Source organism: Microvirga sp. RSM25, from assembly GCF_044784385.1.
Classification (GTDB): domain Bacteria; phylum Pseudomonadota; class Alphaproteobacteria; order Rhizobiales; family Beijerinckiaceae; genus Microvirga; species Microvirga tunisiensis.
Window position 1 is genome coordinate 2,207,412 of record NZ_CP173039.1, and the last position, 13,969, is coordinate 2,221,380.

Consider the following 13,969-nt stretch of genomic DNA (forward strand, 5'->3'; position numbering starts at 1 on the left):
ACCGTTACGGCGCGATGTTGATGATAAGGATTTCGGCCATGGGCATTCGCTTGCGCAAGCTGATCGGCACAGTGGTGATGCTCGCCTTCATCATCTTCTATGCGCTGTTCGCGATGGCCATTGCGGAAGGCCGGATCACGCAGGCGCCGAAGCTGCTTCAGACCGTCGCCTATATCGTGCTCGGCCTGATCTGGATCGTCCCGCTCATGCCGCTCGTCCGCTGGATGGCGAAGCTGGACAAGTCCTAGCGTATCGCGCGGAACCCGAGGTCCGCGTCAGCGAAAGGTGGACCGGGTTATTCGCTAAGGCAGCCCTTCGGGTCGCACCGAACGATGGCCCATTGAGGAACTGAGCATTGGACAGGTCCCAAAAGTGGCGCCACTTTCGGGTCCAATGCTCTAGGCGCCGCCGATTCCCTCGATGATCGTGCCCGTGCCGCCGCAGATCGGGCATGGCGTGACGCCGATGCGGCCGCTGCCCTTGCATTCGGGGCATACGTTCTCGCCCGCTCCAGGAGTTCCCGGCTCGGCCTGATCGCCGGGATTCAGCTTCGTCTGATCGGAACCGGCCTGATCTTTCGGTGTGCTGGTCATGGCTAAGCTCGCGTAAGGTTACATGCGATCAACGCGGAGGCGGAATCCGGGTTGCCTGACCGGAAAAGAAAAGGCCCGCCGGAAGCGGGCCATCTCGAAGCTGCAGCATCGGATCCAAAAGTGGATATGCCTTTTGGGATCCAACCGATGCTCCCCTTCTTGAAGAGCGCATCGTCGAAAGCGAAAAACCGGGTCCGCTTTTCGCCGGTGCGGACCTTCGGTTCTACACGATGCGCTAATGGCAAACCCTGCGGGACCGGTGCTCCCAGCCCCAGCCAGGTACCCATTCCCGATAACGCTCGGTCGTGCAGCGCTCCACATAAACTTCACGAACCGGGCGCTCGTAATAGACCGGCGCCTGTTCTTCGACGTAAACCGGCGGCGGGGGCGGAGGAGCCCGATAGACAACCGGAGGCTGAGGCTGGGCGACGGCCGCTCCAACTGCAGCACCGACGGCAAGACCTCCCAGAGCCCCGAGAGCCACGGCGGCACCGGGAGACAGGCGATCACGCGCTGCAGCCGGCTGAGCGGCAGCCAGGCCGGTGACCAGCGCCAGAGCCGCGGCAGTACCGGAAGCAAGACGGAAGATCTTCATGATCATCACCTACGACAGGAGGGAGGCTACCTGCCTTCCTCTTCATGTCATGAGATATACTGTTCAAAACCTCTCTGAAAGCTGAACAGAATGTGGCAAAGCTTGGACTGAAGCCAATCTTGCCGGAATGGTGATCAAGCTCTTAAAGCCCTTGCTCGTCCCTTAACGATTCCAGCCGACACCCGTCAGGTGCCGGCGCTGCGCAGCGGCACCGACAGCAGCACGCGGACCAGATCCGCCTGACGGTTGGTATCGGTCTTACGGAACAGGTTCTTAAGGTGGAAGACAACCGTGGTCTGGGCGATTTCGAGCTCTTCGGCAATCTGATCGAGGCGCTTGCCGTCGATCAGCATGAGGGCCACCCGCGTTTCGGAGGGCGTCAGGTTATAGAGCCGGACGAGCGTATCGCCGGAGACTTTGGCACGCTGCTCCGTGTCGATGACGAGCACAACGACGGCCTCCGGCCTATCCTCCACGGAGAAACGCTGTCCGGGGATCAGAACGAGGTACGGCCGACCGCCCGAGTTTCGCGGGAACGACACGATCTCGTCGAGGGACTCCTCTTCGAAGGCCTTCTCGATAGCCGAATAGAGCTTGCCGTTCTGCTTGGCCACCGACCCCTTCAAGATGCCTTGCGAGGCAACCAGGCCGTCGTCCTCGGCCAGAATGCGCTGCGCCTCCTTGTTCATCACGCGGATGGCACCGGTCTCGTCGACGATTACGACACCGACGAGAAAGCGGTCGAAGGCGAAGGTCGCCGTGTAGAGAGCATCGACCGTACGCCCCTTGGAGGATTTCAGGATTTCCTGCCAGGATTCCTCGGCCCTGTTGACGGCGCTCGTCTGAACGCGAGTGACCTGATCGAGACGGGCTGCGATAGGGCCAGCAGAATCTCGTAGTCGATCGGCTTGACGAGGTAATCGTCCGCTCCCGCCTGCTTGCCGCTGAGAACGTCATTTCTCTCGGCCAGGGCCGTCAGGAAGATGAAGGGGACATCGGCCATGGTGCCCTGCTCGCGCAATGCCTTGAGCACATCGTAGCCCCCAAGGCCCGGCATGGTGATGTCGCAGAGGACGAGATCGGGTCGATGCACTTCCAGGAGACCGAGCGCCTCGTCGCCGTCGGCAGCCTGGAGCACGCGGTAATTGGCCGCCTCCAGCTCTTCGGCGATATCGCCTCTCAGATCGTCTTCGTCTTCAACGCAAAGGATTGTTTTTTGATCATTCATTGGGGTCGGTCACTCATGCAGCCTGTTGCGCTTGATCGGCATTGGCTATGGGCAGATCGAAGGTGAACAAGGATCCAGCCGCCTCATAGCTCTCAACCTGAATGTCACCCCCATGCAAGTGCATGATTCTTTGGGCAAAATTCAATCCAATACCCGTGCCGGCAATACCTGTTGCCGTGCGAGCCCGGTAGAAACGATCGAAGATCTTCGATATCTCGTCCGCAGGAATTCCGATGCCCCAGTCACGGACGGAGCAGAAGGCGCGGGATCCGTCCATCCAGATCTTGATCTCGACGATTGGGGTATCGCCTGAATACTTGATGGCATTTGACAGGAGATTGACGACCACCTGCTCGATGAGCATGCCGTCGCAATAGACCCTGACAGGGACATCAGGGACATCGAAGCGGATATCGGCCTGCGAGCTGACCTCGCGCTGCCGTTCGCAAATGTCCATGACGAGATCGACCAGATTGTAGGAGGCCGGATTGACCTCGATCGTTCCGGCATCGAGTTTGGCCGCGTTCAGAACGCTTTCCACGAGACGCGTCAATCGAGTGCCGGCGTTTCGGATCTTCTGGATGCGCGTGACAAGCTCGTCCTGCGTCAGTTCTGCCCCGCGGCGCAGAATGCGCTGGGCGCTGGAGTCCAGGATGGCGAGCGGCGTCCGGAACTGGTGGGACACCATGGACACGAAGTTCCGGTAGGCGTTCGTGGTCTCGCGTTCGCGTTCGAGGGCCGATTCAAGGACCTTCGCAACCTGCTTGTAGCCCGAGATATCCGTCAGACGCACGAAGATCGTGGCCCCATCGGCTTTCGTTAGGGAAAGACGGGCCCAAGTATCCTTCTTCACCAGGAGATCCAACTCGATTTCCTCGAACGGAGACTTCGCGTTTACAAGCCGCGTGTCGGCGCCTTCGCACATGGCGAAGCACTGTAGGAAGTTGGAGAGTCCCATCTCCTCCTGGCACCATAGGGCCACGGGAGCGGCAGCCCAGATCTGTTCATTGGCGAAGAGAAGCTTTCCCGTCCAATCGAAAGCCGCGAATCCTTCCGATGCGGAATTGATCGCCGCAATCAGGCGTCGTTCCGCTTGGCGCAGGGCTGCGGTCCGCTGGAGCACCTTGATTTCGAGATCGAAGTTCTGGCGCTCCGCCTGCTTGCGAGCCAGCCACTGCTCGGTCACATCGCGCATGAAAGCGATTCCGAGCCTGCGCTCGGCCATATAGACGGGAAAGCAGTTGATCTCCAGGCAACGGTCCTGCCCATCGGGAGAGGATGTCTCGTTCTCGAAGATCGAGCTCATTCCTTCCGTTGCCCGCATGAGCGAGCCGATTGCATCCGCCTGAGCAAAGATCGGATCGAGATCCTGCATATGCTGTCCGACTGCCTGGTCAGGCTTTATGTTCAGCAGGTCCTCCATGCCCGGGTTCCAGAGCAAGCAACGAAGCTCGGCGTCGAACATGACGATGCCCTGATCGCTGATATTGTTGATGACTAGGTCGGAGAGCTCCTGCTCCTGCTTGAGAAGCTGCCTGGCCTGGGTTGTCTCCTGCATGCCCTTGAGTAGGCGGATCACAAGGAACGCCGCGCTGATCGCTATGCCGATAATGAATGCGAAGCTCTCGAAAACGTAGCGCAGGTACAGTGAGCGCTTTTCCGCCTTTTCCTCATGGCTTAGCAGCATGGCCTGATTGGCGATGCCTCTCAGCTGGTTGGCAAGATCGTGAACCTGTACCCTCAGCCTCGCGGCAGTCTGTGCATCGATCGCCTTCGTCAGAAGTGGCTCCGCGTCGGTCAGACGCCGATAGGTTTCTTGGAGGCTTTCGAGAGCCCCAACCCTAGCGATCAGATTTTTCTGCTCGCCCTCCAGGAGAACCGACAGCCGTCTGATCAAGATGGCCAGTCGAAAGCCAGGGGTCTCTTCGGGACTGGCAAAGCTTTCTCCCGTGGCGGTTCGGGCCAAAGCCTCGGCCACGACCGATGCTTCAAACTGCGTTTGGGAAATTTCCCATAGATTGCTGTAGCTATCGCCGGCTCGAGAATCCTCCCCGACCGCGAGCAATCGCCACACAGTAAACGTGAGCGAAATTGCCAGCACTCCAATCGCCGCAAGGGTGATCAAAGAAGCCTTGTAATTTCTCAGCTTGAGCTTCATGGCGGTACGATCTGCAGCCGGTTGAACGGCCCAACCGAGCGGGAGTCCTGGAAGTCATAGCGCAAAGTGCCGTGATCGTCCCGTGAATAGGAGATCCATAGGGGCCCCCTGTCCCGCCCCTTGAACAGATCCCCGTCCCCCTGGACGGCCCTCAGAGGAACACCCACAGTCAGACGCCTCTCTCCGATCATGGCTAAAGTTTCCCTGAAAGACCCTCGTGCCAGCCCGTCCGACAAGGTCCTGTCGAACACTTCCCGCCCCGGACCGTTCGTCTGCTCGATTTTTCCCGAAGCCGTCAGCAAGACAGCTCCTTTTGCAGGAGGCAATGGCTCCGCCGCATCGGAAGGCGCCCCGCCTTCGAGAAAGGCAATCACAGACACGAGGAACGTGAGGCGGAGCATGAGGTCCCAACCCGCGAGAGATTATAATAGAACGCTTACATCATTGGCGACATATTGCAAAAAATCCAGTGCCACGCTTGGGAAAGAACAGCCTTCTCCCCTTGGGGCGTTCCCTTGGAATAATAAGAATACTGGCATGATGACCTATCTACGTTCCAGTGGCAGTACATTTCTACACAATATCGGCCCTAAACTTTGAGCAATAACAGGTAGGAACCTTGAACAGCGGATGACTTACAGCACACAAGCGGCTTGTTTTGTCTCACATCTGCGACGAAACTACGGATACCAGCGAAATGATCAGCTTCATAACTCGGGCAAGATCGGGATTGTGCGAGCTTGGCCGGTAGCGCTATATTTCGCCCGACTTTCAGCAGACCCTCTGCCGGAGTTTTCGCAACCGAGGAATTTGATATGCGCAAATTCGTAACGGCCCTGGTCGGTGCAGCAGTGCTCGTGTCGGCATTGCCCGCCAGCGCCACCTCTCTCCAGACACGGCCCCTGCCCCAGATCGACAAGGCGTACCCGAACGAGAGCTACGCCCAGTATTATCGCCGCGGTTACCGCCCCTATTACCGTGACCGGTATTACTATCGTCGCGACAATGGCGCGGCTGTTGCCGCCGGCGTTGCAGGAATTGCGGCAGGCGCGCTGATCGCCGGCGCAATTGCTAACCAGGCGCAGGCGCAGCCTGCCGTCCCGGCACCTCCGGGCACGGTTGATCCGCAGGTCGCAGCCTATTGCGCACGCAAATACCGCTCCTACGATCCGGGAACGGGAACTTTCCTGGCGACGAACGGAATGCGCTACGTCTGCACCTATCCGTAAGCTCTGCAGTTTTACAGCATCCCGGCCCTGTCGCAGACATGCGGCGGGGCCTTCGTTTGGGCCTCGATCCAGTGCGGCGGTCGATCCTTTACCTTGCTCGCCCACGCGTTAGAACAATGCGGGATAATTCGCTGGCATGGCGGCGCGCCATGGCTGCGATGGCAACCTCCTGCGGCAACGCCGCATTCCTCCCACATGAAAGGCTTAGGATCAGCTCAATGGCTCAAGACTCTGACAGCACCGGTACCGTCCTTCCTCCCAACGAGGCCGCCATCCTGACTTCCGGCAACATGACGGAGCTCGAGCTGGTTCTTCCGGATCTGGGTGACGAGGACCTGCCTGAGATCGCGGTCTTTCTCGTGGCCTGCGCCATGCGCTTCCATAGCGATCCCGATTTCGTCCAGGAGCAGCTGGAATGGCTTGTCAGGGCACACGATGCCGAGACCGACGAGGGCCTGAGGCCCGATCAGCTGAACTCCGCCAACGACGACTGAGCCAAGATCTGGGCGAATGGTCTAATCGATGAACTCGACCGGCGTCCCCTTCTCGACCATTTTCGACAATTCCTCGACATCCCAGTTCGTCAGCCTCACGCAGCCCTGGGAATAGGCCTTGCCGACTTTCTCAGGCTCGGGCGTTCCATGGATGCCGAAGGACTCGACGGAGAGGTCAATCCAGGTACTCCCGACGGGGTTGTTCGGGCCTGGCTTGATCTCGAACTTCTCCTTGGCCTTGACGCCCTTGAAGGCATAATCCGGGTTGTAGGTATAGTTCGGGTTCGGCGCGATGGCGCGCACCTTGTGCGCCCCGCTGGGCGCGGGTTTTTCCTCGCTGCCGATGGAGGCCGGATAGACCGCGATCACGGTTTCGTCCTTTCCGAGCACCCGTAGGATGTGCTCGCTCTTGACGATCTCGATCTTCACGGCTTTGTCCGGTTTCTCGGACGCCGGCTTTGCCTCAACATTGGCGACGACGATGGAGGTACCGGACTTGTCGAAGGCCTTGCCGGGATTCAGGGCCTTGAGCAGATCCACATCCATATGAAACTTTTCAGCCAGAAGCTCCTCCGGGCTCGAGTAGCCAAGCCGATCGAGGTCAGCCTTCTCCTCCAACTTGTCCGGGATCGTGACGAAGGGGCCTTTCACGTCCTCATCCCGGATTGTGTATTCAACCAGAACCGGGTCCGACGACGCCTCATTGAGCTTTGCCCAAACGTCCCCATCGAGGGCCCCGTCCGGATTCAGGCCGCGCTCTTTCCTAAAAGCCTTGATGGCGTTCCGCAGGTTCTCGCCGTTGTGTCCGTCGATGACACCAGGTGAGAAATGAGCCCAGTCGAGCAGGATCTGTGTCTTGACAAGAGCCGGATCGATCTCCTTCCCCTTATCGCCCTTGGCCGACCACTCGGCCTTGTTCACCGTTTCCAGGTCCATTTTCCGGGGTGCGGCCAGAGCCGGATTCAGAAGTCCAACTACTACAAGGGCAACAGACGCAACGATTTTCATGAGACGGCTCCACCGGAATATCATGGACAAACAAAGCTCTGGCTGCGTCCCTGTTCCCCTGGATCTATTGGCAAATCCGGTAGTCGCCCTTGCGCTGACGCAGGTCGAGATGGAGGTGGTCGCCGTGGTCGGCATCCGAGCCCGGACCGAGCACCGTGTTGAAGACCGGACAGGCGGCCTTCCGGACCGCCTCTTGAAAGGTCGCTTCGGGAGAACCTTCCGTATGGCTGCCAATCGCCAGCGGCGACCGTTTGGCGAATTCAAATCCCATCACGTCGAGGCCGTTGCCGAAGGCATGCTCGCTCGGCTTTTGCCCATTGCGCTGATCGCGGCACTGGTAGGAGGTCCCGATGAGAAGTTTCGTCGGAGCGCTCTGGAACTGGCGCTGGGCTTCGGGAGCGACCGCTTCGCTCATCCAGCGCGTAATGCTCTCGGCCACGGGACAGGCCATCAACGACACCGGGATGACCGCGACGCCGTCAGGAAGGGCGGAGACGAGAACCGGATTCTCGATCCCGCAACTGTTCTCCTTCACCGGCGGACGGCTCTCGAAGCGCAGCCCGAGCTGCGCGAGGCGCTGGAGACAGGCATCCTTGGCATTGCTGCCAAGATCCGCTTTCTCGAGAGGGGTCTCGTTCCGCGGCACCTTTTCCGCCCGCCGCTCCGGCTGTGGCTCAGCGGGACGATCCGGCCTCGGCGGAGGCAGCGGCGGTGCAGGATCCTGAGCCAGCGCGGCAGAAGCAAGCATCAGCATCACACCGATGATGCTGCCCACATGTCCTCCAGTGCGGCGTCGAAGACCCATGTCGGCTCCTATTCTCAAGCTCGTCCTGTCTATAACCCTCATGCGCCAAGGTTGCGTTCCACCTCAATCTTCTGAGTGTCTTGCACTCGTAGCCGGACGCTCCAAAATCGATAGATCAGAGGAGGACCGTCATGAGGGCATTTCCGGTGACGGATATCGGTTCCGACACGAGCCTGTCGTTGGTCTCGTCGCTGAACCAGGAGCATGAGAGCCCCTGCACGAAGCGCGTCATGGAACTCGAAGCGCGCGTTGCCAGGCTTCGGACCGAGCTGCAGGAAGCCGAAGCGGCATTGGAGTTCGAAAGGGCACGCATGCCCATCCCCGGCGACTTCGTCCGCTGTCCTCTGACGCGCTTCTTCGGACGGGTCACCAAGATCACGCCGCGTCCCAATGGCAGGCCCTGGATCGAAATCGTGCCCTATCTAGGACCGAATCTTCCAGGCCACTCGTCCATGGATCTGTTCGACAGTTGGGAACTGATCGATCCGCCCTCGGACGCTCCCGAAGCGGGGGCAGATGGATCCGTCAAGATGCCCACCATCGCACCCTTCATGCCCGCGACCGGCGCCTTGCTCGGCTCGCATTCCGACGAGCACCAGGTCGAGATCGAAGCATCGCTCAGGCAGCTCTGGGCGCCGGCCAACCGGATCTCGTCTTAGCGCTCCTCCCAGCTCCTTGGAATCGCACCTGCAACAATTCCAGGCATGTGGCGTTGGCCCTGCGGTCTCGCGGCTCGCAGCAGCCTGCGAAACCCCGAACGCGTGGCACTCGGGAAGCCCTGAACCCTAAAGCCTCTTCCCCTCGCCTGCCATCGCATCAAAACGCTCGAACGATGGGAATACAGCAATGGCAGAGGATGGGCAGAGTGTACGCCTTCAGGTCGCGAACGCCCGGCCGGACGATTCGGGCCGTGGCATTGCGCGCATGAGCCGGCAGGCTCTTGCCGAAATTGGCGTTCAGGAAGGCCAGGCCATTGAGATCATCGGCAAGCGCCACACCACGGCCATCGCCGTCACGCCTTATCCTGAGGATGAAGGCCTGAACATCGTTCGCCTCGACGGTCTGCAACGCGTCAATGCGGGCGTTGGCAGCGGCGATCACGTGGAGGTGAAACGGGCCGAGGTCCGCCCCGCGACCCGGGTCGTGCTGGCCCCGGCGCAGAAGGGCTTGCGCCTGCAGGGCTCGGGAGATGCCCTGAAACGCACCTTCTATCATCGCCCGCTCACGGCTGGCGACGTGATTTCCACCTCGGTCTATTCGCAACGCTCGGCAGATCCACGGCTGCCGGAAGAGATGCGCGGCCTTCTCAACATTCCGGCTTACGGCCTGCAGGAAATCCGTCTCGTCGTGGTTTCGACCCAGCCGCGCGGCATCGTGCATGTGACGGCAGAGACCGAGATCGAACTGCGCCCGCAGTTCGAGGAGCCGCGCGAGGCCCGCCGTGCCGACGTGACCTACGATGATATCGGCGGCCTCGGCAGCACGGTCGACCAGGTCCGCGAGATGGTGGAGTTGCCTCTGCGCCATCCGGAACTGTTCCAGCGCCTCGGCATCGATCCGCCGAAGGGGGTGCTGCTCTATGGCCCTCCCGGCACAGGCAAGACCCGGCTGGCGCGGGCCGTCGCCAACGAGACGGAGGCACAGTTCTTCCATATCGCCGGCCCCGAGATCATGGGCCGCCACTACGGCGAGTCCGAGCAGCGGCTGCGACAGGTTTTCCAGGAAGCACAGCAGAACGCGCCCGCCATCATCTTCATCGACGAGATCGACAGCATCGCGCCAAAACGCGAGGAGGTCACGGGTGAGGTCGAGCGGCGCATCGTGGCCCAATTGCTCACTCTCATGGACGGCCTGGAGCCGCGCCAGAACATCGTAGTGATCGGCGCGACGAACCGGCGTGAGGCCATCGACGAGGCTCTTCGCCGTCCGGGCCGCTTCGACCGGGAGATCGTCATCGGCGTTCCGGACGAGCCCGGCCGCCGCGAGATCCTCGGCATACATACACGCGGCATGCCCTTGGCTGAGGATGTGAATCTCGACGAGGTCGCCCGCACCACCTACGGCTTTGTCGGCGCCGATCTCGCGGCTCTCTCCCGCGAGGCGGCCATGGATTCCCTGAGGCGCATTCTGCCGGGCATCAATCTCCGGGACGGCATTCCCTCCGATGTGCTCGAGAGCCTGCAGGTCACCCGGCAGGATTTCACCAATGCCATGAAGCGCGTTCAGCCCTCGGCCCTGCGCGAGATCATGATCCAGGTGCCCAACGTGACCTGGGACGATATCGGTGGCGTCGAAGAGGCACGCACCCGGTTGCGCGAGGGCGTGGAATTGCCCCTCAAGAGCCCGGAATCTTTCCGCCGCCTCGGCATCCGCCCGGCCAAGGGTTTCCTTCTGTTCGGTCCTCCCGGTACCGGAAAGACGCTCCTGGCGAAAGCCGTCGCTCGGGAAGCCCAGGCCAATTTCGTGGCGACGAAATCCTCCGATCTCCTCTCGAAATGGTACGGGGAATCCGAGCAGCAGGTATCCCGCCTCTTCGCCCGCGCCCGTCAAGTCGCTCCGACGGTGATCTTCATCGACGAGATCGACTCCCTTGCACCCATTCGCGGTGGCGGTCTTGGAGAGCCCGCGGTGACGGAGCGCGTCGTCAACACGATCCTGGCGGAAATGGACGGCCTCGAGGAACTGCAAGGCGTCGTTGTCATGGCGGCCACGAACAGGCCGAACCTCATCGACCCTGCCCTGCTCCGGCCCGGTCGCTTCGATGAACTGATCTACGTGTCGGTTCCCGACGCCAACGGGCGCCGCCACATTCTTGGCATCCATGCGAAGGACATGCCGCTTGGCCCGGATGTGGATCTCGACCTCATCGCCGAACGGACGAGCCGCTTCACCGGGGCGGACCTGGAAGACCTCACCCGCCGCGCTGGTCTCCTCGCTCTGAGGGAGTCGCTGCAGGCGGAGCACGTGACCATGGCTCACTTCGAACAGGCCCTGCGTGAAACCCGTCCCTCCGTCACGCCGGAGATGGAGCGGGAATACGAGGATATGGTCCGCACGCTGAAGCAGGAAGGACCGCAGCGCCAGTCCATCGGCTTCCTGCCCTTGAGACAGGCAGCCGAATAGGGCTCGTGATCACGACAATGAGAGCCCCATGACATGCCGATATGATGACATGCCGATATGCCGTGGGGCTTCTTCTTGGATGCGGCTTATACAAAAAGCGCGGGTCGTTAGGCCCGCGCCTTGTTGTCGAAGAAGGAGTGCTTACTGACCGCAGGCGATCGGAATGCGTGTGTCCCGGTTATTCGGGTCCAGGATCGTACGGCAAGGCACGCCATTGATGATACGAATCTCGTGCGGAGCTGCATAGGGATCAGGCGATCCCATCGGCACCGGAGCGCCCATCATGGGGCCAACCGCAGCGGGAGCGATGCTGCCGGTCGTCACGACGTCACCGGCCATGGGCGCCACAACGCCACTGACCTGACCGGCACAGGCGACCGGAATGCGTGTGTCGCGGTTATTCGGGTCCAGGATCGTGCGGCAGGGCACGCCATTGATGTAGCGAATCTCATGCGGAGCCGCCTCCGGAAAGAGAGATCCGGGCGTTCCAGAAACCATCGGGGAAGATTGCGCAAAAGCGGCGCCCATGCCGCCGAGAACCATGAATCCAGCGCCGGCGAAGACCGCAAGTTTCTTCATAAATGCCTCCTGTGCTTTTTGAACATGGCCGATTGCCACGCGTGACAGAGGCTAAACGCATTCAACGTTGATGGTTTCCAAACGTAATTTCAGCGCACAAAGTTGTGATTGTCGCAGCCGATTAAAGCAAAGCTTTAGAACTGATCAGCCTGAAATCCGTAGATTGCAAGGCATTCTGGTGGTTCTACTCACGACAATGCCTGCCGCTAAGCGAAGTACACTATACTCATTCTAAATTTGTGACCAATTTTTCATCATTGCTTCAACCCACGATCGCGTGCTGGGTCGAATGTTCCGATCATTTGAGAGCCGGCACCGTTCTGGTGGCAAGCCATAACCCGGCAACGACACCGGCGAGACCGAGCAGCACCCCAACCGTGAACGGTTCGCCAAGAAGCGCGACCCCAAGCAGAGCCGCCGTGATCGGGCTGAGCGAGAGAAAAACCGTCACCCGCGTCGGCGCCGCGTGCTTGAGCGCCCAGAGCCACAGAACATAACCAATCCCGCTCGACAGGCCGATGAACAGAACGGCCATCCAGCCCCTGGATCAAGCTGCGGCACCTCTGTGAAAAGCCCCTCCACGCCTGCTGGTGCGGCAAGGAATATGACCGATGCCAGCATGGCCCAAGCGCCGACGGGGAGTGTCGGATAGCGGGCCAGATACGGCCGGTACAGCACCGAGCATACGGCGCCGCACAATGCAGCGGCGAGCACCAGAAGGGCTCCTATCCATTCGCCGGCTGCCCTCTCCGTGATCAGCCGCTCGCCCAGAGCCACTCCGACACCGATGATGGTCAGAACGACCCCGGCAACTTTCGTCGGGCTCAGGCGCTCACGTCCGAGAAGTGCCGCGATGATCATGGTCATCAGCGGGAAGGTCGAGAACAGGAGAGCCGCGCGGGTGGACGAGATGAATTGGAGGCCGAGGTTCAGGAGCACGATGAGAACGCCGAACTGCACGATGCCGAGAGCCATGACGACCAGAAGGTCACGCAGGGCAAACCGCACCCGCACGCTCATCAGCACGGGCGGAACGAGACAGAGAACGGCAACGGCATAGCGCAGGAAAGCCAATGACGCCGGACCGATGTCATGGACCACGAAGCGCGTGGCCACCATGGCGGCGCCGACCTGGACGCCCGTTGCCGCAGCGGCCATGAGAGCAAGCGCCTCCTGACGCTTCACAGATCGAGATCCCAGGTCTGCCCGACGAGATCTTTTCCGAAGGAATGGTGCGCCTCCTCCTTCACAAGCCGGAAGCCGGTCGCCTGATAGATGTTGCGAGCCGCCACAAGCACGTCGTTGGTCCACAGGGTCAGCGTCTTGTAGCGCTTCGCCCTGGCGAAACCGATGCACTCATCGACAAGCCGACGCCCGAGTCCGAGCCCTCTGGCGGAAGGCTCCACATAGAGCAGCCGGAGTTTTGCGACCTCATCCGAGTGGCGCACGAGGAAAACGCTGCCGATCACCTCCCCGGCCCGCTCCGCGATCCAGCATCGCTCCCATTGCGGATCGAAGTTCCTGACGAACACCGCAGCGATCTCCGCCACAAGCGCTTCGAAGGTCTGGTCCCAGCCGTATTCCCGGGCATAGAGCAGGCCCTGCCGATGAGCGATCCAGCCGATATCTCCGGGCTGGTGAGAGCGCAGGATGTAAGGAAGATTGGGCTCGAAGCCACCGCCGACCAGACGCTCGACTGTGGTCATGGCCTGAACGAGCCGCTCCCGCTCGCTGACAGACAGGCCTGACAGCATGGCTGCAACCTGGATTGCAGAGGCTTGGTTCAGCGGTGCGAAGGCCGCAAGGCCTTTTTCGGTCAGAGACAGGAGAAACTGACGCCTGTCACCCTGTGACGGCGAGCGTTGGATCAAACCTTGGGCGTTGAACCTTTTCACGAGACGGCTGAGATAGCCCGCATCGAGACCGAGTTCGCGGCCCAGATCGGCTGCGGTCACGGGACCGCGATGAGCCATTTCGTAGAGCACACGGGCTTCAGTGAGCGAGAATGCGCTTTCGAGCAGCCCTTCGTTCAGAAGGCCGATATGCCGTGTATAGAAGCGGTTGAAGCTCCTGACCTTCTCGATCTGCTCGTCCATCGGCAACTTCGGCATGTGAGACATGGCCGCCTCCCCGCCGAGCAGGGTCTAGCATATCGTT

General features: G+C 60.7%; 16 protein-coding genes. 5 read left to right on the top strand and 11 right to left on the bottom strand.

The window, feature by feature from the left end:
* The first annotated feature begins 38 nt into the window (after nt 1-38).
* Nucleotides 39-248 carry a DUF2842 domain-containing protein gene (locus ACD578_RS10365; protein ID WP_404292807.1) on the top strand — a complete coding sequence of 70 codons (210 nt, stop codon included), beginning with the start codon at nt 39-41 and terminating at the stop codon, nt 246-248.
* A 150-nt stretch (nt 249-398) separates the two neighbouring features.
* On the opposite strand, the gene ACD578_RS10370 is transcribed toward ACD578_RS10365, so the two are convergent.
* The 5 genes from ACD578_RS10370 to ACD578_RS10390 form a co-directional block, all read right to left on the bottom strand.
* Nucleotides 399-593, bottom strand: a complete 195-nt coding sequence (locus tag ACD578_RS10370) for a hypothetical protein (RefSeq protein ID WP_152716709.1) — start codon at nt 591-593, stop codon at nt 399-401.
* Nucleotides 594-828: 235 nt separating this feature from the next.
* Complete coding sequence (locus ACD578_RS10375) at nt 829-1,188, bottom strand: hypothetical protein (protein ID WP_404292809.1); 360 nt, start codon at nt 1,186-1,188, stop codon at nt 829-831.
* A gap of 185 nt (nt 1,189-1,373) precedes the next feature.
* Nucleotides 1,374-1,877 carry a helix-turn-helix transcriptional regulator gene (locus ACD578_RS10380; RefSeq protein ID WP_404293777.1) on the bottom strand — a complete coding sequence of 168 codons (504 nt, stop codon included), beginning with the start codon at nt 1,875-1,877 and terminating at the stop codon, nt 1,374-1,376.
* Nucleotides 1,878-1,984: 107 nt separating this feature from the next.
* Nucleotides 1,985-2,416 (bottom strand): response regulator transcription factor, encoded by a 432-nt coding sequence (locus ACD578_RS10385; RefSeq protein WP_404292811.1) that lies wholly within the window; start codon nt 2,414-2,416, stop codon nt 1,985-1,987.
* Between the two features lie 13 nt (nt 2,417-2,429).
* A complete protein-coding gene (locus tag ACD578_RS10390; protein WP_404292813.1) occupies nt 2,430-4,394 on the bottom strand; it encodes an ATP-binding protein in 1,965 nt (654 codons plus the stop codon).
* Between the two features lie 995 nt (nt 4,395-5,389).
* Between ACD578_RS10390 and ACD578_RS10395 the strand changes: the two genes are divergently transcribed.
* Nucleotides 5,390-5,803: a BA14K family protein gene (locus tag ACD578_RS10395; RefSeq protein WP_404292815.1), complete on the top strand. Its 414-nt coding sequence runs from the start codon at nt 5,390-5,392 to the stop codon at nt 5,801-5,803.
* A gap of 218 nt (nt 5,804-6,021) precedes the next feature.
* Complete coding sequence (locus ACD578_RS10400) at nt 6,022-6,297, top strand: hypothetical protein (RefSeq protein WP_152714467.1); 276 nt, start codon at nt 6,022-6,024, stop codon at nt 6,295-6,297.
* A 21-nt stretch (nt 6,298-6,318) separates the two neighbouring features.
* On the opposite strand, the gene ACD578_RS10405 is transcribed toward ACD578_RS10400, so the two are convergent.
* Together ACD578_RS10405 and ACD578_RS10410 are read right to left on the bottom strand one after the other, a co-directional pair.
* A complete protein-coding gene (locus ACD578_RS10405) occupies nt 6,319-7,305 on the bottom strand; it encodes a L,D-transpeptidase family protein (RefSeq protein ID WP_404292817.1) in 987 nt (328 codons plus the stop codon).
* 64 nt (nt 7,306-7,369) lie between these two features.
* Nucleotides 7,370-8,110: an extensin family protein gene (locus tag ACD578_RS10410; protein ID WP_404292819.1), complete on the bottom strand. Its 741-nt coding sequence runs from the start codon at nt 8,108-8,110 to the stop codon at nt 7,370-7,372.
* Nucleotides 8,111-8,241: 131 nt separating this feature from the next.
* On the opposite strand from ACD578_RS10410, the gene ACD578_RS10415 reads away from it, so the two are divergent.
* Both ACD578_RS10415 and ACD578_RS10420 read left to right on the top strand, forming a co-directional pair.
* Nucleotides 8,242-8,769 carry a hypothetical protein gene (locus tag ACD578_RS10415; RefSeq protein WP_404292821.1) on the top strand — a complete coding sequence of 176 codons (528 nt, stop codon included), beginning with the start codon at nt 8,242-8,244 and terminating at the stop codon, nt 8,767-8,769.
* Between the two features lie 187 nt (nt 8,770-8,956).
* The gene (locus tag ACD578_RS10420; protein ID WP_404292823.1) at nt 8,957-11,233 is read left to right on the top strand and encodes a CDC48 family AAA ATPase; all 2,277 of its coding nucleotides are present in this window, start codon (nt 8,957-8,959) and stop codon (nt 11,231-11,233) included.
* A gap of 141 nt (nt 11,234-11,374) precedes the next feature.
* Here ACD578_RS10420 and ACD578_RS10425 read toward each other — a convergent pair whose 3' ends face one another.
* The 4 genes from ACD578_RS10425 to ACD578_RS10440 all read right to left on the bottom strand — a co-directional run bounded on the left by ACD578_RS10425 (nt 11,375) and on the right by ACD578_RS10440 (nt 13,932).
* Complete coding sequence (locus tag ACD578_RS10425; protein WP_404292825.1) at nt 11,375-11,812, bottom strand: hypothetical protein; 438 nt, start codon at nt 11,810-11,812, stop codon at nt 11,375-11,377.
* 298 nt (nt 11,813-12,110) lie between these two features.
* Nucleotides 12,111-12,347 carry an EamA family transporter gene (locus tag ACD578_RS10430; RefSeq protein ID WP_404292827.1) on the bottom strand — a complete coding sequence of 79 codons (237 nt, stop codon included), beginning with the start codon at nt 12,345-12,347 and terminating at the stop codon, nt 12,111-12,113.
* Complete coding sequence (locus ACD578_RS10435; RefSeq protein WP_404292829.1) at nt 12,260-12,970, bottom strand: DMT family transporter; 711 nt, start codon at nt 12,968-12,970, stop codon at nt 12,260-12,262. Before ACD578_RS10435 ends, ACD578_RS10430 begins: the two co-directional genes overlap by 88 nt.
* Nucleotides 12,971-12,993: 23 nt before the next feature.
* Nucleotides 12,994-13,932, bottom strand: a complete 939-nt coding sequence (locus ACD578_RS10440) for a GNAT family N-acetyltransferase (protein ID WP_404292831.1) — start codon at nt 13,930-13,932, stop codon at nt 12,994-12,996.
* Between the last annotated feature and the right edge of the window lie 37 nt (nt 13,933-13,969).